The sequence below is a fragment of the Flavobacterium channae genome (assembly GCF_021172165.1).
GTDB classification, from domain to species: domain Bacteria; phylum Bacteroidota; class Bacteroidia; order Flavobacteriales; family Flavobacteriaceae; genus Flavobacterium; species Flavobacterium channae.
The window spans coordinates 808641-827999 of the sequence record NZ_CP089096.1 but is presented as its reverse complement, the minus strand read 5'-3'; the positions used below and the strand labels follow the sequence as shown (position 1 = coordinate 827999).

At 30.8% G+C, this 19359-nt stretch carries 16 protein-coding genes; 10 read left to right on the top strand and 6 right to left on the bottom strand.

Annotation, left to right across the window (positions count from 1 at the left end):
- The first annotated feature begins 64 nt into the window (after nucleotides 1–64).
- Genes LOS89_RS03605 through LOS89_RS03595 form a run of 3 tightly spaced genes read left to right on the top strand, consistent with a single transcriptional unit; the run spans nucleotide 65 to nucleotide 2790 of the window.
- The gene (locus tag LOS89_RS03605) at nucleotides 65–748 is read left to right on the top strand and encodes a cell division ATP-binding protein FtsE (RefSeq protein WP_231836460.1); all 684 of its coding nucleotides are present in this window, start codon (nucleotides 65–67) and stop codon (nucleotides 746–748) included.
- Nucleotides 749–1636 carry a glycosyltransferase family 2 protein gene (locus tag LOS89_RS03600; RefSeq protein ID WP_231836459.1) on the top strand — a complete coding sequence of 296 codons (888 nt, stop codon included), beginning with the start codon at nucleotides 749–751 and terminating at the stop codon, nucleotides 1634–1636. It abuts the gene before it with no gap.
- Nucleotides 1633–2790 (top strand): glycosyltransferase family 4 protein, encoded by a 1158-nt coding sequence (locus LOS89_RS03595; RefSeq protein ID WP_231836458.1) that lies wholly within the window; start codon nucleotides 1633–1635, stop codon nucleotides 2788–2790. The genes LOS89_RS03600 and LOS89_RS03595 overlap by 4 nt, the downstream gene beginning before the upstream one ends.
- On the opposite strand, the gene LOS89_RS03590 is transcribed toward LOS89_RS03595, so the two are convergent.
- Both LOS89_RS03590 and LOS89_RS03585 read right to left on the bottom strand, forming a co-directional pair.
- On the bottom strand, nucleotides 2770–3165 hold the full coding sequence (locus LOS89_RS03590) for a sugar 3,4-ketoisomerase (protein ID WP_231836456.1): 396 nt from the start codon (nucleotides 3163–3165) through the stop codon (nucleotides 2770–2772). The genes LOS89_RS03595 and LOS89_RS03590 overlap by 21 nt on opposite strands.
- Nucleotides 3155–4225 carry a glycosyltransferase gene (locus tag LOS89_RS03585; RefSeq protein ID WP_231836454.1) on the bottom strand — a complete coding sequence of 357 codons (1071 nt, stop codon included), beginning with the start codon at nucleotides 4223–4225 and terminating at the stop codon, nucleotides 3155–3157. The genes LOS89_RS03590 and LOS89_RS03585 overlap by 11 nt, the downstream gene beginning before the upstream one ends.
- Before the next feature lie 53 nt (nucleotides 4226–4278).
- On the opposite strand from LOS89_RS03585, the gene LOS89_RS03580 reads away from it, so the two are divergent.
- Nucleotides 4279–5157: a glycosyltransferase gene (locus tag LOS89_RS03580; protein ID WP_231836452.1), complete on the top strand. Its 879-nt coding sequence runs from the start codon at nucleotides 4279–4281 to the stop codon at nucleotides 5155–5157.
- Between the two features lies 1 nt (nucleotide 5158).
- Here the strand turns inward: LOS89_RS03580 and LOS89_RS03575 are convergent, their stop codons facing one another.
- From LOS89_RS03575 to LOS89_RS03560, 4 genes are all read right to left on the bottom strand, one after another.
- On the bottom strand, nucleotides 5159–6613 hold the full coding sequence (locus LOS89_RS03575) for an oligosaccharide flippase family protein (protein ID WP_231836450.1): 1455 nt from the start codon (nucleotides 6611–6613) through the stop codon (nucleotides 5159–5161).
- An 18-nt stretch (nucleotides 6614–6631) separates the two neighbouring features.
- Nucleotides 6632–7138: a DapH/DapD/GlmU-related protein gene (locus LOS89_RS03570; RefSeq protein WP_231836449.1), complete on the bottom strand. Its 507-nt coding sequence runs from the start codon at nucleotides 7136–7138 to the stop codon at nucleotides 6632–6634.
- A 66-nt stretch (nucleotides 7139–7204) separates the two neighbouring features.
- Entirely contained in the window at nucleotides 7205–8305 is a 1101-nt protein-coding gene (locus tag LOS89_RS03565) for a DegT/DnrJ/EryC1/StrS family aminotransferase (RefSeq protein ID WP_231836447.1), read from the bottom strand.
- A complete protein-coding gene (locus LOS89_RS03560; protein ID WP_231836445.1) occupies nucleotides 8302–9282 on the bottom strand; it encodes a GNAT family N-acetyltransferase in 981 nt (326 codons plus the stop codon). The genes LOS89_RS03565 and LOS89_RS03560 overlap by 4 nt, the downstream gene beginning before the upstream one ends.
- Nucleotides 9283–9391: 109 nt before the next feature.
- Here LOS89_RS03560 and LOS89_RS03555 point away from each other — a divergent pair, with 109 nt between their 5' ends.
- The 6 genes from LOS89_RS03555 to LOS89_RS03530 all read left to right on the top strand — a co-directional run bounded on the left by LOS89_RS03555 (nucleotide 9392) and on the right by LOS89_RS03530 (nucleotide 19319).
- A complete protein-coding gene (locus tag LOS89_RS03555) occupies nucleotides 9392–11212 on the top strand; it encodes a T9SS type B sorting domain-containing protein (RefSeq protein WP_231836443.1) in 1821 nt (606 codons plus the stop codon).
- Nucleotides 11213–11308: 96 nt separating this feature from the next.
- The gene (locus LOS89_RS03550; protein ID WP_231836441.1) at nucleotides 11309–14338 is read left to right on the top strand and encodes an amidohydrolase family protein; all 3030 of its coding nucleotides are present in this window, start codon (nucleotides 11309–11311) and stop codon (nucleotides 14336–14338) included.
- Nucleotides 14339–14340: 2 nt separating this feature from the next.
- Nucleotides 14341–15633 carry an amidohydrolase family protein gene (locus LOS89_RS03545; protein ID WP_231836440.1) on the top strand — a complete coding sequence of 431 codons (1293 nt, stop codon included), beginning with the start codon at nucleotides 14341–14343 and terminating at the stop codon, nucleotides 15631–15633.
- 62 nt (nucleotides 15634–15695) lie between these two features.
- Complete coding sequence (locus LOS89_RS03540) at nucleotides 15696–16487, top strand: TrmH family RNA methyltransferase (protein WP_231836438.1); 792 nt, start codon at nucleotides 15696–15698, stop codon at nucleotides 16485–16487.
- A gap of 84 nt (nucleotides 16488–16571) precedes the next feature.
- Nucleotides 16572–18791, top strand: coding sequence for a RelA/SpoT family protein (locus LOS89_RS03535; protein ID WP_231836436.1), 2220 nt, complete (start codon nucleotides 16572–16574; stop codon nucleotides 18789–18791).
- Nucleotides 18792–18884: 93 nt separating this feature from the next.
- Nucleotides 18885–19319 (top strand): Fur family transcriptional regulator, encoded by a 435-nt coding sequence (locus LOS89_RS03530; protein ID WP_231836434.1) that lies wholly within the window; start codon nucleotides 18885–18887, stop codon nucleotides 19317–19319.
- The last annotated feature ends 40 nt before the right edge of the window (nucleotides 19320–19359 follow it).

Sequence of the window (19359 nt, the reverse complement as noted above, 5' to 3'; positions counted from 1 at the left end):
CTGTCTAAAATTTTGAAACAGAAGTATAAGTTACTACTTTTACATTTTAAAATCCATTTTACATATGTCGCAATCTGTTCTTTCTTTAAAAAACGTAAACATTTATCAAGATAAAAATCCTGTTTTAACCGATGTTAATCTAGATGTTAATCATGGAGAATTCCTTTATTTAATTGGTAGAACTGGTTCTGGAAAAAGTAGTTTTTTAAAAACATTATATGCCGATTTAAAACTTCAGGATGGTGAAGGAAGTATTGTTGATTACGATTTAAGAACTTTGAAAGAAAGTGACATTCCGTATTTGAGAAGAAAATTAGGAGTTGTTTTTCAAGACTTCAAATTATTATCTGATAGAAGCGTAAAAGAGAACTTACTATTTGTTTTAAAAGCAACAGGTTGGTCTGAAAAAGAAGAAATGGATGTTAAAATTGAGGAAGTTTTAGATAAAGTTGGGATGAAAGGATTTGCCTTTAAAATGCCGCATCAACTTTCTGGTGGAGAACAACAACGTGTTGGCATCGCCAGAGCTTTATTAAATGACCCAGAAATTATTTTAGCAGACGAACCAACAGGAAACCTGGATCCTCAAACAAGCGTTGAAGTAATGGAAGTTTTACGAAAAATCAATCAAAACGGAAAAACCATTTTAATGGCAACGCATGATTACGCTTTGGTCTTAAAATATCCTGCTAAAACATTGAAATTTGAAGGAGGAAAAATGTTTGAAGTTGTACAAAGAACGGTATAAATGCTATCTGTTTTAATTACCATTTACAATTACAACCTTTTACCTTTAGTAAGAGAAATTCATAAACAATGTACCGATTTAGGTATTGAATTTGAAATTTTAACGCAAGACGATGCTTCAAATTCGATTCATAATTTAGAGAATGAAAAAATTAACTTGCTTTCAAATTGCAGTTATGTTTCTCTTGAAAAAAATGTAGGTTACCGCGAAAACAAAAACATTTTAGTTAGTCAATCTAAATATGAAAATTTAATCATTTTAGATGGCGATTGTGTTTTACCTTTTCCAAATTTTATTAAAAATTACGTTGATCAAATTCCGGATTACGAAGTGGTTTATGGCGGAAGAATTCACGCTAAAAAAGCGCCTTCCAACCAACAATTACTTCGATGGAAATATGGTAAATTCATGGAAGACCAAACGGTTGACCAAAGAAACCAACATATTTACAGAGCAACGTTGTTTAATAATACATTGATTAAAAAATCGGTTTTTAACCAAATAAAATTTGACAGTTCATTTAAAAAATACGGAAATGATGACACTTTATTTTCATTTGAACTTCAAAAAATGAATGCTAAAATCAAACACATTCACAATCCTGTTCAACATGATGATATTGATACAAATACTGTTTATGTTGAAAAAACGAAACATTCGTTAGAGAATTTGTTTCAACTTTATCAAAAACAACTTATCACGTATGATTACAGTAAAATGTTGCGTTTAACATCTAAATTACATTCGTTAAAAATAACATATTTATTAGCCTTTTTTTATTCGATATTTGGAAAAATTATAGAAACACATTTAAAAGGAAATCACCCAACATTATTTGTGTTCAATGTTTTTAGACTTACTTATTTTAGCAAGATTTACATAAAATGAAAATACTTATAATCAATAATTACGATAGTAAAAATCGACTTGGAGGAGTTGAACACTATTTGTATGAATTGATTAATTATGCTGAAAAAAGCAAGTCAAATATTACTTTCAGATGGTTTGGAAAAGCTAAAATATCAACCAATTGGATTGAGAAAATAAATCACAAAACCATAACTCGAGAAATCATTCAAGAAATTGATACTTTTCAACCCGATGTTATTCATTGTTTTAGTATTGGCGCACCAGTTACGCCACACTTCATGAAATATGCAAAGCTAAAAGGTATTCCAATTGTATTTTCATTTCGAGATTACTATTACATCTGTCCAAAAAACTACATGATAACCGATAAAAATGAAGTTGTCAAAAATCATGAAAGTGGATTAGCTTGTATTTTACATCACACTCCTAAGCGAAATATTCTTTTTGACACGTTATTGCATTTCAAACAATCGTATCACAAAAAGATTATAAAAAAACATATTGATTATTTTTTAACTCCATCTGATAATCTAACACAGTTTGTTAAAAATCATTTCCAGAAACCTGGAAAAACTTTACCAAATCCAATCTTATTATCACAAAATCAAAATTCTAATGCGGAAGGTGATTACATTTTATTTGTTGGAAGATTGGTTCCTGAAAAAGGTGTTTTAACTTTACTAAATGCTTTTCATAACATTTCAAAGCAATTTCCAAGTGAAAGACTATGGATTGTTGGTGATGGAATTCAGAAAAAAGAACTTGAAAATTTTACAAAAAACAATAACATTTCAAACGTTACTTTTTTAGGAAATAAGAATCGAGAAGAGCTGCAAGAAATCTATTCAAATTCTAAATTTTCGGTAGTTCCAAGTGAATATTTAGAAGCGTATGGCAATGTAATTTTAGAAAGTTTATCTTTTGGAAAAACCGTTATCACAAGTGATTTGGTTGGAATTAAAAATGAAATCGAAGAAAATCAAGTAGGTTTAACCTATGCTTTTCAAAATCAAAAAGCATTAGAAGAAAATATTGTAAAACTTCTTTCAAATCCTGATTTAAAATCGGAATTAGAACACAACATTCCGAACTATTTAGCAACCAAAACTTTTGAAAATCATTTTATTGAATTACAAAAAGTATATGAAAATTTAGTTGGAAGAAACGGATAAGAATTCATCAAATTCGCGAATATAATCGTCTTCATCAAAAACATCAGAAGCCACAACTAAACAAACGGCACCAGAAGAAAAATCTTTCAATTCACGCCAAATACCATTAGGAATTAACAAACCTTCATAAGGCTTATTTAAAGTAACTTTTTGAACTTGTTTACCATTGTTTAAAATAACATCAAAACTACCCGAAAGCGCTACCAAAAACTCGTGTTGTTCTTTGTGTGAATGACCGCCTCTTTCTGCTCCAGCTGGAACATCGTACAAATAGTAAACGCGCTTGATTTCAAAAGGAACAACGTCTTTTTCAATAACAGATAAGTTTCCTCTTGGATCTTCTATTTTAGGTATTTTGATTATTTTAATTTCCATAATTTAAAAGTTGCAACCAATGGTTTACAATTACATTTGACTGAAATTTTGCCACACTTGAAACCGCATTACGCTTGCAGTTTTGATACAAAGTTTCGTCTTCTACAAATATATTCATTTTGTGAGTTAATTCAGTAAAATTCTGATTCTCGACTAAAATTCCGTTTTCGTTATTGATAATCATTTCGTTTGGGCCACTTTCGCAATCGAATGAAATTACTGATGTTCCCAAACTCAATGCTTCTAAAACTGTCATTGGAAAACCTTCATATTTGCTCGATAAAACCAAGAATTTAGCATTTGAAATATAATCTGAAACATTGGATTTGAATCCTAGTAAATGAACAAACGCACTTACCTTATTTTCTAAAATAGTCTTTTCGATTTGCTCTTGCTCATCTCCTACTCCTAAAATTACCAAATGAATATTCTTTTGCGGTAAAATCGAATTGGAATAACTTGCAACCAATTTATCAAATTGCTTTAACGGAACCAATCTTCCGACTGCAATACAATAATCAAATGGTAATTTTTCAGCTGTTGAAACTGGTTTTAAATCAAAAGCATTTGGAATAACATTAGCCGAATCAAAATTGTATTTTGTTACAAGTTGCTGCTTGATAAAATTCGAAACCGTAACCACTTTATAAGCTTTTTGCAACATTTGCTTTGCAATAAAATCGTTAGTGGTTAAATACGTTGTATTTTGACTACTATGAATAGTATAAATGAATTTTAGGTTGCGATAAATAAAATTCAAAAACAACCATTCCATTTTAGGATTAATTCGATGGCGAAAATCGATTATATAATCGAACTTTTGACTTATTAAGTAATTTCTTAATTTAAAATACTTTAGAAACTTAGAGTAATTCCCAAACGCAACTAACTTGCCTCCGTGTTCATATTCGATTAAGTTTTCCAAAACCAAAGTATGCACATCAATTCCAGCATCATGGAGCATTTTGGTTGTAGTTCCAAAAACGCGTTCCAAACCACCTTCGGCCAATTTATAGCCAATAACGGCTACTTTTAATTGTTTTTTTGAATGGTTTGTCATTTCGATGCGATTAGTTTCTTAATTTAGCATAAAAATAGATTTAAAAACCCAATATGCAAAATTTTCCACTTGTTAGTGTTATTTGTTTGTCTTACAATCACGAAGCTTATGTAGTGGAAGCCTTGAATTCGGTCATTAACCAAAGCTATCCAAATGTAGAATTATTAATTGCTGATGATTGTAGCAAAGACAATTCTGTTTCGGTAATTAAAGATTGGTTAAAAGAGCATTCTAGTGTTCATTTTATAGCGAATGAAATTAATTTAGGAAGTAATAAAACGTTTAATCAATTAGCCAAAATTGCAAAAGGGGAATACATTATTGATTTAGCTGCTGATGATGTTTTACTTCCAAATTGTATTGAAAAGCAGATTGCAACTTTTCAAAATTCGAAATATAAAAACCTTGGAATTGTCTATGGAAATTTGATCGAAATAGATGAAAATGGTGTTTTTTTGCAGAATTATTATACTGAAGAAGAACATCCTGAAAGTGGCGACATTTACAAAATGGTCATTGGTAGAACAACCAAAATTTGTTCGGTTTCATCGATGGTAAAAAAATCAGTTTTTGAAAAATTAGGTTATTATGATGAAACCTTAGCTTATGAAGATTTGGATTTATGGATAAGAGCTTCAAGAGTTTTTGAATTTGAATATACTCCGGAATTTTTAGTTAAAAAGAGAATCTTAACCACATCATTAAGTACTTTTTTTACTCAAAAAAAGAATCCAAGAACAAAAAAACTTCATGAATCTTCTCTAAAAATTCTTTACAAAGCATTTGAATTGAATCAATCAAAAGAAGAGCATAAAGCGTTATTAGGAAGAATTCGATTTGAATTTCACAAATTCTTAAAATCGAGAGACTTTGTACTCTTAACCAAGTTATTTTTCTTAGAACTAAAAACCCGACTAAAAATTGCTTTCTAAATTAAGATTGAATTTTGTTTTTCAGTTTAACAACTGCATATATTGAAGTCAAAATAAACAGTCCCCAAATTACTGGATTCATATAAGAGAAATCAAACCAATTAAACGAAAGCAAAGCGATTGCTCCTATTACCATTGAAAGCACAATTATTCGTTTTGTTTCTGTAGAATAGGAAAAATTATAGTTTTTATTAACCGTAAAGAAGTTATAAAACAAAGACACTAAAAACATTAGCGCAAAAGCCATCCCCAATCCTTTTAGTCCAAAATAGTAGGTAAAAACTACAGAACAAACAACATTGATAATATCGCTTAACAAGTTTTGTTTGAAGAACAATTTCTTATTTCCTTTAACCAATGAAATAAAACCAATTGGCCAAGCAATAGTTTTAAAAATCAATCCAATCAAAGCAATTTTTAAAATCAATAAAACATCTAAAAACGAATTAGAATACAACAAAACAACTAATTGAGGTGCAATTAAATACATTAATAACACTAGTGGCACCACTAAATATAAAGCAAACTGAGTTTGATCGTTGATGTACTTTTCAAATGTTGGTTTATCACTTTCTAAATTACATAATTGAGGATAAAAATCATTAGACATTACTACGAAAATAATTCCCAAATAGCCAACTAAAACAGTGTAGCTCACTTGAAAAACTCCCAAAGCTTCAATTGATAAAAAATCTTTTAAAAAAAGTCGAATAACATAAAAAGCCAATTGATTGATCAGAGTTCCTAATGATAAAATTATTCCTAATTTCACCATAGGCAAACCTTCAGAAAAAACTTGTTTTAATGTCAGATTGTTCTTTTCAACTCGGATTGTATTTTTTGTGCTAAAGTAAACCACCAAAAATGAAACAATAGCAGTAAATAAAATGGCAATAGCAATTCCGTTTAATCCAAAAAAGTAATAACATCCAATTGCCAAAAGCATTTGAATTATTGAAATTACAACCTGAATTTGTACCATTTTATTGATTTCTCTCTTCCCTTGCAAAATGGACATTCGGGCTGAAAAAAGAGCAAAAAAGACAAAATACAAAGCAATTGAAACAAACCACAAATAAGAACTATCTGTTGGATATGTGTTTTTGAAAAAAGAATAAGAAATCAGTACAAAAAAAACAGCACCTAAAAAACCCGAAAACAAAGACCAATAATAAATGATGCTAATCATTCTGCTTTCTTTGGCTTTGGCTTCTTCTGTTTCGTAATTAAGTAAGGCAATTTCTCTAACGCTACTAGAAGTCAATCCGAAATTCACTAATCCAAAAAGAATGCTCAATAAATTTTCGACAATTCCAATAATTCCAATTCCTACAGCGCCTAAATAAATGGCTGCAATTTTATTCGTAATGACTTTTGTTCCAACTTTAACAAGATGCGAAGCCCCAAAAATTCGGGTACTTTTAAAAATTAGATTATGAAAATTTTTTTCTTGCATTCGTTAGAAGTTGGCAAATTATTGCAATTCTTTAATAACATTCGCTGGATTTCCAGCTACAATAACATTAGAAGGAATCGATTTTGTCACAATACTTCCATTTCCAATTACAGCATTATCTCCTATTGTAACTCCTTTTAAAACGGTAACATTATCACCTATAAAAACGTTATTTCCTATTTTAATTGGAGCACTATTTGGAATACCATTTTTTCTGTTTTCAACAGCCAAATTATGACCATCATTATCGATAAAAGAGCAATTTACCCCAACTAAAACATCGTTTCCAAATTCTATGTAATTTACTGCTTCAATTGAACAATTGTTGTTAAAGTAATTGTTATTACCAAAAACAATGCTTGTATCAGGGTTTCTTGCTTCAACATAAGAATAAGTAGCATAAAATTGTGCTGATTCTTTGTAACCAAACTTACAATTTGAACCAAAAGAAATTTCACCTTTTCCCATTAATAGCAAAGGCTGATTCTTAATAGGTTTTCCAATAACATTTTGACATTCAGACAAAAAATTATATTTCCAAACTCTACATTTGACAAAAAATAAATTTTTAAAACTACTTGCTACACCCATTTAAAACTTATTTAAAACTGTTATGATATGTTGAATCTCTGATGCTTTCAAACCTGAGTTCAACGGAATACTCAACACTTCATTGTGTATTTTTTCTGTAATTGGAAAAGATAACGATTCCCAATTTGACAATGCTTTTTGCTTGTGTGGCGGAATTGGATAATGAATCATGGATTCAATTCCGTTTTCTTTCAAATAATCTTGTAATTGAATTCGGTTCGCAGTACGAACTACAAACAAATGAAACACATGATTTTTTGATAAATCCCAACTTGGCATAGTAATTTTATCATTTTTAATTTCAGATAAAAAACGTTTTGCCATGCTTCTTCGGAATTCATTCTCAGCATCTAAATGTTTCAATTTTATATTCAAAAATGCTGCTTGTAATTCGTCTAAACGAGAATTAACACCTAACATCTCATTTTCATATTTTACTTTTGAACCATAATTTCGAATAGAAAACAACACTTTTGCAAGTTCATCATCATTAGTTGTAATAGCCCCAGCATCTCCAAGTGCTCCTAAATTTTTACCTGGATAAAAACTAAAACCAGCAGCATGACCTAAGTTTCCAGCTTTTTCGTTTTCAGAAAGCTGACTTCCGTGAGCTTGTGCAGCGTCTTCTATAACCAAAAGATTGTGCTTTTTTGCAATGGCATTAATTGCCTTCATTTCGCACAATTGACCATATAAATGAACAGGTAAAATAGCTTTTGTTTTGGAAGTTATTTTAGCTTCAATTTCTTCAGGATTTATGTTGAAACTATCTAATCTCGGTTCTACCAAGACTGGAACTAAATCCGCTTGTAAAACTCCAAGAATACTTGCAATATAGGTGTTTGCAGGAACAATTATTTCGTCTCCTTTTTGCATTTTACCTAAATGCATATAGGCTTTAAAAATAAGAACCAAAGCATCTAAACCATTGCCAACACCAATACAATATTTAGTGCCACAATATTCTGCAAAATTAGATTCAAACTGTTTGACTTCATTACCTAAAATATACCAACCATTATTTAAGAAATCTTTCATTTTTTTCTGAAAAGCTTCTTCAAATGGGCGATTTAATTTATTTAAATTTAGAAATGAAATCATATTAAAATGGAATCTAAAAGTGTGTAATTCTTGGTTTCTATTTCGTAAAAATTTTGAACAATAGTTCTTGCTCCAAATCCTTCTTTCCAAAACAACAAACCTTGATTTATATTTTGACCTTGATTTTCATTGGAAATTCCGAAGTCTAAATACTTCTTATTTCGAAATGTATACGTAATTAATCTATCGTATAAAAAATCCAAACTTCCTGTTATATTTTTGGAATCATCAGCCGAAATATATTGAGAATGCGCTACAAAATCGCTTTCAAAAATGGTAGTTCCTGCTATAATTTTTCCATTATTATAAACATTAAACTGTCTGATATTGTTTGGAAATTTTGATTTCAAATATCTAATTTCTTCTAAAGAATGTACAGGATTTGTATCAAACTTTTGATTCAAATTAGGTACTAAAATCTCATTCCAAAACAAATCAAAATCTTGTTCTTCTTTAATTTCTAATCCTAAATTTAAACCTTTTTTTATTCCTTCTGCTCTACTTGCGCTAAATTCAAAATCAGTTTCCAAGTTAATAACCGATAAACTATCGCGTCGTATCAATTTAGATTTTAAGATAAAATTCAAATACTCCAATTCATCAGCAGGAGATTCGTGGTAAATAGATGGCAATTGTTTTAAATAAAGAGTTGAAATAGCATTCTGATTAAAAAATTCTAGTAATTGGTACATTATTTCGATAACATCTTGAAGCTTGATTTTTTGATTAAAAACCAATCCTCCATAGGTTAATCCTTGATGTGAATGAAGTGCATTTCCAACTTTATTAGCTGGCAAAACTGCCTTAACCTTGTCTTTTTCGTCAAAAATTAAAAGTGAATAATCTTCGAATCTATCACTATGATATTCAATAAAATCTCTATGAAATAAAAACGTAGCATTTTTCGCATTAGCTACAAATTCATTCCATAAACGATAGCTTTCAGTACTATATTTTTGAATCCTATATTTTTTCAATATTCTTTTTTAAAGTGGAAAATTACTAATTTTTTAATTGCCATAGTTTGAATAATGTATTTTTTAAAAAAATAATAGTAAATTAGAACCAAATTTTCACGAAATCAAGATGTTAAAAAAACTACTTTGCATCATTTTACTGACCCAAATACTATTCCCTACTTTATCAAAGGCTCAGGATATAGCTTTATATACTCAAATAAACGGAAGATATGATTTTACATTTATTGGAAATACTCTAAATCCTTCTGAAAACACAAATTTTTCGCCAACATTTCTCTATACAGAATCTTCCGCAACTTTAAATTTAGGAATTAATGACCGAATTGAAAGAGCTTATTTATATTGGGCAGGAAGTGGACCAGGAGATACTGATGTAAAATTAAATGGTGTAGATATGACACCCGACATCTTAAGTACTATGGTTGGAACAGCAAATAATTTTACGTATTTCAGTGCTTTCAAAGATATTACTCCTTTTGTTCAATCAACTGGAAATGGAGTTTATACTTTATCAGACCTTGATTTAAACAGTTATGTATCTACCTATATTTCAAATGCTACCCATTTTGGTGGTTGGGCAATATTAGTTGTTTATGAAAACCCAAGTTTAACTTTGAATCAATTAAACATTTACCAAGGTTTAGAAGCTTTATCACCTAATCTTCCTTTAGGAATAATTGATAATATGACAATTCAGTTAGACAACCTTTACCTAATAAGTAATACTGGTGCTAAAATAGGTTTCATCGCCTGGGAAGGGGATCGTTTTATACAAGTTAGTGAACGATTAACCTTTACTGCAAATGCAACAACTAATATATTAAGCAATACATTAAATCCTAGTAATAATGCTTTTAATGGAACTAATACAGAAACAAATTCTACGAATCTATACAATATGGATTTAGATGTTTACTCGATTGAAAACTATATTGTACCTGGAACAACATCTGCTACAGTTTCACTACAATCAGGTCAAGATTATGTAATGTTGAACACTGTTGTTACTAAACTAAACAGTCAATTACCCGATGCAACAATAGTTGTAGAGAACCCTACTTCTACATGTGATTCAAGAGAAGTGACTATCGATTATACCGTTTCAAATTTAAATAGTACAGAAGTTTTACAAGCAAATACTCCAATAACATTTTATGCAGGAAGTACTGCTATTGCAACAACTTTTACGCAAAATGTAATTCCAATTGGTGGAAGTGAAAATGGCACTATAACGCTAACAATTCCAATTACGGTTCCTTTAAATTTTACATTAACAGCTATAGTTGATGATACTGGAAACGGAACAGGAATTGCCCCAGAATTAAATGAAAACAACAATTCATTTCAAATTGAATTTGAATTAATCGTATCACCTACTTTTAACACTTTAGAAAATATAACTACCTGTAATTTAGGGTTAACAAGGGGAATATTTGATTTTTCTGAATATTCCGAATTAGTAAAAACAAATCCATTACATATTGTATCATTCCATGAAACTTACAATGATGCCGTTCAAAATATAAATCCAATTTTAAATACTTCAAACTACGAAGCCTTAACCACTCCAAAAGAAATCTTTGTTAGAATTGATAATGGATGTTTCTCTATTACCTCATTCTTTCTTCTAACTGAAAATTGTCCACCAACAGTTTATAATGCAGTTTCACCAAATGGAGATGGTTCAAATGACACCTTTTTTATTGATGGTCTTCGTGATATTTTCATCAATTTTAAATTATTGATTTATAACCGTTGGGGAAAACATTTGTGGACAGGAAATAATGACAAACCCGATTGGAATGGTTATGTAGAAGAAGGTGTTGGAAGCACAATAGCTCCTGCCGGAACTTACTATTACATTTTGTATTTGAATGACCCTAACTATCACGAACCTCTAACAGGATATTTGTACATAAACCGATAAAATTATTCAACAAAAGTTAAAAATCATCTATTATAACTTCAATAATTCTTAAATCGAAGATTATTTTTATCTTTAGCCTTTACTAAACCAAAAAACATGAGATACTTATCGTTATTATTGGTATTCTTCTTCACTTTAACGAGTCAAGCACAAGAATATTTTCCAAAAAATGATGGTGTAAAACAGAGTTTTAAAAACTATGTTGCCATCACAAACGCCACAATTTATGTTTCAGCAACACAGAAAATTGAAAATGCAACGTTGCTAATAAAAGAAAACAAAATTGTTGAAGTTGGCACAACCGTTTCAATTCCTAAAAATGCTACTATCATTGATGCTACTGGAAAAACCATCTATCCTTCTTTTATTGAATTGTATAGTGAATTTGGAATTAACAAACCAACTCCAAGACCAAATGGAAATTTCACCCCTCAATACGATACCAATCGTGAAGGGTATTATTGGAACGACCACATCAAACCAGAATACAATGCTTATGAAAATTTAAGCTACGATTCTAAAGCTGCTGGTAGTTTAAGAGAAGCTGGTTTTGGAACTGTTTTAAGTCATCATAACGATGGTGTAATTGCAGGAACTGGATTACTTTGGACATTAAATGATGCTGGTTCAAATGCAGATAGAATGCTAAAAGAAAAAGTATCACAACACTTTACGTTTAGCAGAAGTAAATTTACAAAACAAAGTTATCCTTCATCATTAATGGGAAGTATGGCTTTAATCAGACAAGTTTTCCACGATGCAAAATGGTATTCTCAAGGTAATGCTAAAAACAAAGATTTATCGTTAGAAGCTTTTAACGCAAACAAATCATTGTTACAAATCTTTAATGCTGGCGATAAATTAAATGCATTACGAGCTGATAAATTAGGCGATGAATTTGGCGTTAAGTACCTAATAAAAGGAAGCGGGAACGAGTTTGAGCGTATTGACGAAATCAAAAAAACGGGAGCAACTTATATTATCCCAATAAACTTCCCAGATGCTTACGATGTTTCAGATCCTTACCTGGCACAGCAAGTAAGTCTAAGCGATATGAAATTTTGGAATCAAGCACCATTTAATTTAAAAATGTTGGCCGATAACAATGTTCCATTTGTAATTTCTACAACAGATTTAAAAGACACTAAATCTTTCTTATCTAACTTAAGAAAAGCGGTAACTTATGGTTTACCAAAAGAAAAAGCTTTATTAGCTTTAACAGAAACTCCAGCTAAATTGGTAAATCAATTTAATACCGTAGGTTCTATATCAAAAGGAAAATTAGCAAACTTTATAATTGTATCTGGCGATATTTTTGAGAATAAAAGTAATATTCTAGAAAACTGGGTTCAAGGAAACAGAAATATTATTGATAAAATCAATCCAACGGATATTAGAGGAACATATGATTTAACTTTCGACAATCATAAATTTGAATTAAAAATTGAAGGCGAAACTTCTAAACTTGAAGCTAAAGCAGTTAAAGACAGTATTAATTTTGGAACTAAAATTCAATTCAACGATCCTTGGGTTAACTTAGTAATAAAAAATCAAGATACAACAAAAGCAAATTTCGTAAGGCTTTCAGGAACTTTCGTTAAAGATATGATGCAAGGAAAAGCGGTTTTAGAAAATGGTAATGAAACTTCTTGGACGGCTACTAAACGTACAACTGAAACTAAAGAAGATAAAAAGAAAGAGGATAAAAAAGACGAACCAAAAGTTCCGTCTATGTATACGGTAACATATCCAAATGTTTCATTTGGAACGGAAGAAAAACCAAAACAAGAAACGATTCTTTTCAAAAATGTAACAGTTTGGACTGGTGAAAAAGAAGGAATTCTAAAAGAAACCGACGTTTTAATCCAAAACGGAAAAATTGCAAAAATTGGTAAAAACTTACCTTCAACAGGTGCGAAAGTAGTAGACGGAACTGGTAAACATTTAACGGCAGGAATCATTGACGAACATTCGCACATTGCTATTTCAAATGGTGTTAACGAAGGTGGTCAAAATTCATCTGCTGAAGTTACTATAGAAGATGTAGTTAATTCAGATGATATTAATATTTACAGAAATTTAGCAGGTGGTGTTACTTCTGCAAACTTATTACATGGTTCTGCAAATCCTATTGGTGGTCGTGCAGCATTCATTAAATTAAAATGGGGTTATTCTCCAGATGAAATGTTAGTAAAAGATGCTCCTAAATACATCAAATTTGCTTTAGGTGAAAATGTAAAACAATCAAACTGGGGTGATTTTGCTCGTAACCGTTTTCCACAATCTCGTATGGGAGTAGAACAAGTTTATGAAGACTATTTTACAAGAGCTATCGAATACAAAAACGAATGGGACGCTTACAAAACTGGTAAAGGCAAAAACAAAGTAATGCCAAGATTTGATATCGAAATGGAAGTTATCAACGAAATTTTAGCTAAAAAACGATTCATTACTTGTCACTCTTATGTACAATCTGAGATTAACATGTTAATGAAATTTGCTGAGCGTTATGGATTTAAAATTCAAACTTTCACACACATTTTAGAAGGTTATAAATTAGCAGATAAAATGTCGGCACATGGAGTTGCGGGTTCTACTTTTGCAGATTGGTGGGCTTATAAATACGAAGTAAATGATGCTATTCCGTATAATGCTGCAATTATGATGAACGAAGGTGTTAAAGTATCTATCAATTCAGATGATGCTGAAATGTCTCGTCGTTTAAATCAAGAAGCTGCAAAAACAGTAAAATATGGTAATGTTTCTGAAGAAGAAGCTTGGAACTTTGTAACCTTAAATCCTGCAAAAATTCTTCAAGTGGATAATAAAGTAGGAAGTATTAAAGTAGGGAAAGATGCCGATGTAGTTCTTTGGTCAGATAGTCCACTTTCAATCTATACAAGAGCAGAAAAAACATTAGTAGATGGAATTATTTTCTATGATTTAGAAAAAGAAACAGAAACTTTAGCATTAATTCAAAAAGAAAGAGCGGATTTAATCAACTCAATGTTAGACGCTAAAAACAAAGGAATGAAAACGCAATTACCTAAGAAAAAAGAAAACGGTCATTATCACTGTGACACTTTAGGAGAATATTGCAAAGAGTCTCACTATAAATACAACTAATCATGAAAAAATATATAGTTCTTTTATTTATTTCTTTGTTTGGGTTTGCCCAACAAACACCAGCACCAAAACAAACAAAGAGTATTTTAATCTTAGGTGCTAAAGCACATTTAGGAAACGGTCAAGTAATTGAAAATAGTTTAATTTCTATCATCGATGGAAAAATAGCAACTATTGGTGATGCTCGCGTAATGAAGCCTGGCAAACATGATATTGTTATTGATGCATCAGGTAAACATGTTTATCCGGGATTTATTGCTCCAAATTCTACTTTAGGATTAGTTGAAATTGATGCCGTAAGAGCTTCGGATGACGAAAGCGAAATCGGTGAATTCAACCCACATGTCAGAAGTATCATTGCTTATAACGCAGAATCTAAATTGGTAGAAACCACACGCCCTAATGGCGTTTTATTAGCGCAAATTACACCAAGAGGTGGAAGAATTTCAGGAACTTCTTCAATCGTTCAATTAGATGCTTGGAACTGGGAAGACGCTACAGTAAAAGCTAATGACGGAATTCATTTAAACTGGCCAAGAAGTTATTCTAGAGCTGGTTGGTGGGCGGAACCAGGAGGAATTGAAATGAACAAAAATTACGAGCCTCAAGTAAAAGCCATTCAAGACTACTTTGACAATGCTTTTGCTTATTTAGGAAGTAAAAATGATAAAAAAGACATTCCATACGAAGCTATGAAAGGGTTACAATCAGGCGAAAAAACGCTTTTTGTAAACGCAAATGGTGAAAAGGAAATCATTGATGCTGTCTTATTTAAAAAGAAAAACAACATTAAAAACATGACAATCGTTGGTGGTTATTATGCTTTTAAATCGGCAAAACTTTTAAAAGAAAATAACGTTTCGGTACTTTTAAAAAGAGTTCACGATTTACCGCTGTTAGAAGACGAAGATGTTAATTTACCTTATAAAAATGCTAAATTATTAGTTGATGCTGGAGTTTTAGTTGCTTTACAAAATGCTGGTGACATGGAACGTATGCAAACTAGAAATCTTCCATTTTATGCCGGAACTTGTGCTGCCTGGGGATTAACAAAAGAACAAGCATTACAATTAATTTCTGGAAATTCGGCTAAGATTTTAGGAATCGACAATCAATACGGAACATTAGAAGCAGGAAAAAGTGCTACTCTATTTATTTCAGAAGGAGATGCTTTAGACATGAAAACAAATGTTATTTCTTTTGCTTTTATCGATGGAAGACAAATTAGTTTAGAAAGTCATCACACCGAATTGTACGAACGTTACAAAGGAAAATTTGAACAACAAAAAAAATAAGACCAAAAGCCTTTCATTAACTGAAAGGCTTTTTTGTATTTTTGTCACATAATTTCGTATTCATGAAACAAATCACCTCGGTTCAAAATCCGTATATAAAATCGTTAGTTCAATTACAAGAAAAATCCAAAGTTCGTAAACAAACGGGCACTTTTTTAATTGAAGGACAACGCGAAATTGAATTGGCGCTAAAAGGTGGTTACGAATTAGAAACCATTCTATTTTTACCAGAAATAATTTCAGAAAAAGAAATTAAAAACTTTGTCAAATCGAGCGAAGTCGAGATTATCGAAATCTCAAAAGAAGTCTATCAAAAATTAGCTTATCGCGATACAACTGAAGGTATTTTAGCAATCGCTAAAACCAAATCATTAGCTTTGTCCGATTTAAAACTATCTAAAAATCCGCTTATTTTAGTTGGAGAATCTTTAGAAAAACCAGGAAATGTGGGTGCAATATTAAGAACAGCCGATGCTGCAAATATTGATGCTGTTATTATTGCTAATCCAAAAAGCGACTTATATAATCCAAATATTGTTCGTTCTAGTGTAGGATGTTTATTCACAAGACAAATTGCTGTTGGTACAACAGAAGAAGTAATCGCATTCTTAAAAAAGAATAATATTGCGATTTATTCGGCAACATTACAAGATTCAACTCAATATCACACACAAGACTTCTCCACTCCTACTGCTTTAGTTGTTGGCACAGAAGCAACTGGTTTATCAGAAAAATGGCGAATAGAAAGTACACAAAACATAATCATTCCAATGCAAGGTGAAATCGATTCTATGAACGTTTCAGTAGCAGCTGCAATTCTATTATTTGAAGCAAAAAGACAACGCGGATTTTAGTCTTTATTACAATCACTTTTTTCTATTTTCTCTACTTGCACATTTAGAAAAATTAGCTTACTTTTAGTTGGTTAAAGAAAATGTATGACAGAGTTAGAATTAGAAGCCGAAAACAAAGCCATTGCGCAAGAATATAAAGAACTACTTCGCATCAGTTATCAAACACTTACCGATGAAGACAAAAAAATCATTCGAAAAGCATTTGATGTAGCTGTAGATGCACATAAAGACCAAAGAAGAAAATCTGGTGAAGCTTATATTTTTCATCCCATAGCTGTTGCTAAAATTGTAGCAAGAGATATTGGTTTGGGAGCAACTTCTATTGCCGCTGCTTTAATGCACGATGTAGTTGAAGATACCGATATTACAGTTCAGGACATAGAAAAAATGTTCAATCCTAAAATTGCACAACTAGTTGAAGGTTTAACCAAAATTGCGAAAGTTAAAACAGACCAAGAAATTTCTATTCAGGCAGAAAATTTCCGTAAAATGTTATTAACCTTAAACGATGATGTTCGTGTAATTTTAATTAAAATTGCTGACCGTTTACACAATATGCAAACCATGGGAAGCATGGTAGATTATAAACAAGCCAAAATTGCTTCCGAAACATTATACATTTACGCACCTTTAGCACATCGTTTAGGATTGTATAACATCAAAACCAAACTAGAGGATTTAGGATTAAAATATACCGAACCTGAAGTTTACGAGGATATTGTTAGCAAAATAAAAGAAACGAAAGAAGAACAAGATGCTTATATCAAAACCATTTCTGATGTTTTAAGCAAATCTTTGGTTGATGAAGGAATTGATTTTACCATTAAAGGTCGTCCAAAATCGATTTACTCCATTCGTAGAAAAATGAAAGCGCAAGGCGTAACTTTTGATGAAGTTTATGACAAATTTGCTCTTCGTATCATTTACAATTCAAATCAACACGACGAAAAATTCATCGCTTGGAAAATATATTCTGTAGTTACTGATCATTATCGCCCTTCTCCAAGTAGATTACGCGATTGGATTTCTTCACCAAAATCAACTGGTTACGAAGCATTACACATTACAGTAATGGGACCTAAAGGAAGATGGGTTGAAATTCAGGTTCGTAGTGAACGTATGGATGAAATTGCAGAAAAAGGATATGCAGCACATTACAAATATAAAAACGGTGCTACAGAAGAGCACGGATTAGAAATTTGGCTAAACCAATTAAAAGAAGCGCTTGAAAATTCCACCGCTAATGCTGTTGACTTTGTTGAAGATTTTAAATTGAATCTTTATGCCAAAGAAATTTATGTCTTCACACCAAAAGGAGAAATTAAATCTTTACCAAAAGGAGCTACCTCATTAGACTTTGCCTTTAGTATTCACTCAGAAATTGGAGTAAAAACAAGAGGAACAAGAGTTAATGGAAAACTAGTACCGTTAAATCATGTTTTAAATAGTGGTGATCAGGTTGAAATTATTACATCGGCTAACCAAAAACCAACATCGCAATGGTTAGATTTTGTTACAACATCTAGAGCAAAAAATAAAATTAAAAACGTTCTAAACGAAAACACTAAAAAAATTGCTGAAGATGGAAAAGAAATTCTTACTCGTAAATTACGCCATTTAAAAATTGCTTTAAATGAAAATACAACAAATGAATTAGTAAATTTCTTCAAACTACAAACAAGCTTAGATTTATTTTACAGAGCTGGAATTGGTGCAATTGAAAACCAACAATTAAAAGAATATGCTGCTCAAAAAAGCAACACTCTGGTAAATTTCTTCAAGAAAACAATCAAGCGTTCGCCAAATTCTCCACCAGAACAAATCAGTAAAAATGAAATCAGTAAAAAATACGATTTATTAGTTTTTGGAACAGAACATGATAAATTAGACTACAAACTTTCATCTTGTTGTAATCCAATTCCTGGAGATGAAGTTTTTGGTTTCGTAACCATAAATGAAGGAATCAAAGTACACAGAAAAGATTGTCCTAATGCTATTAGTATGCAATCGAACTATGCGTACCGAATTATTCCTGCTAAATGGATAGATTCATCTCAAGAAGAATTTAAAGCTATCTTAAAAATTACGGGAATGGATATTTTAGGACTTACGAATGAATTAACGAAAGTAATTTCAAATCAAATGAATGTTAACATTCAAAGTATTTCACTAAACACTGAAGCTGGAATTTTTTATGGTCAAGTTGCGGTTGTTGTTCAAAACAATACCATTCTTAAAAAACTGATTGAAAATATTAAAAAAGTAGACGGAATTGACAAAGTAACTCGCGTTTATAATAATTAACAAAAGTTAATAACTAAAGATTTATTTCAATTTTGCGATTTATTCAAATCAAAAAATAACACTATCTTTGCCAATATTTCATTTACCAAAACGATGGATAACAAAAATCAGGAAATTGTAAAGAATGTATTTACTAAATATTTAGAAGAAAAAGCACACCGTAAAACGCCAGAACGTTACGCTATTCTTCAAGAAATTTACAATGCAACCGAACATTTTGATATAGAATCTTTGTATATCAAAATGAAAAATAAAAATTATCGCGTAAGTAGAGCTACGCTTTACAATACAATCGAACTTTTATTAGAATGCGGTTTAGTTCGTCGTCATCAATTTGGTCAAAACCAAGCGCATTACGAAAAATCGTATTTCGACAAACAACACGATCATATTATTTTAACCGATTCTGGTGAAGTTATCGAATTTTGTGATCCAAGAATTCAGCAAATTAAACAAACCATGGAAGAAATGTTTGGTATTGAAATTCAAAACCATTCACTTTATTTCTATGGAACAAAAAAGCAATAAAAACACACAACAAACATTAATTTTTAAAACTAACTACTAA

Coding starts and splice junctions, on each gene's coding strand:
- LOS89_RS03595 (WP_231836458.1), top strand. CDS start 1,633: ATGAAAATACTTATAATCAATAATTACGATAGTAAAAATCGACTTGGA.
- LOS89_RS03545 (WP_231836440.1), top strand. CDS start 14,341: ATGAAAAAATATATAGTTCTTTTATTTATTTCTTTGTTTGGGTTTGCC.
- LOS89_RS03575 (WP_231836450.1), bottom strand. CDS start 6,613: ATGCAAGAAAAAAATTTTCATAATCTAATTTTTAAAAGTACCCGAATT.
- LOS89_RS03530 (WP_231836434.1), top strand. CDS start 18,885: ATGGATAACAAAAATCAGGAAATTGTAAAGAATGTATTTACTAAATAT.
- LOS89_RS03540 (WP_231836438.1), top strand. CDS start 15,696: ATGAAACAAATCACCTCGGTTCAAAATCCGTATATAAAATCGTTAGTT.
- LOS89_RS03605 (WP_231836460.1), top strand. CDS start 65: ATGTCGCAATCTGTTCTTTCTTTAAAAAACGTAAACATTTATCAAGAT.
- LOS89_RS03580 (WP_231836452.1), top strand. CDS start 4,279: ATGCAAAATTTTCCACTTGTTAGTGTTATTTGTTTGTCTTACAATCAC.
- LOS89_RS03565 (WP_231836447.1), bottom strand. CDS start 8,305: ATGATTTCATTTCTAAATTTAAATAAATTAAATCGCCCATTTGAAGAA.
- LOS89_RS03590 (WP_231836456.1), bottom strand. CDS start 3,165: ATGGAAATTAAAATAATCAAAATACCTAAAATAGAAGATCCAAGAGGA.
- LOS89_RS03555 (WP_231836443.1), top strand. CDS start 9,392: ATGTTAAAAAAACTACTTTGCATCATTTTACTGACCCAAATACTATTC.
- LOS89_RS03535 (WP_231836436.1), top strand. CDS start 16,572: ATGACAGAGTTAGAATTAGAAGCCGAAAACAAAGCCATTGCGCAAGAA.
- LOS89_RS03550 (WP_231836441.1), top strand. CDS start 11,309: ATGAGATACTTATCGTTATTATTGGTATTCTTCTTCACTTTAACGAGT.
- LOS89_RS03585 (WP_231836454.1), bottom strand. CDS start 4,225: ATGACAAACCATTCAAAAAAACAATTAAAAGTAGCCGTTATTGGCTAT.
- LOS89_RS03600 (WP_231836459.1), top strand. CDS start 749: ATGCTATCTGTTTTAATTACCATTTACAATTACAACCTTTTACCTTTA.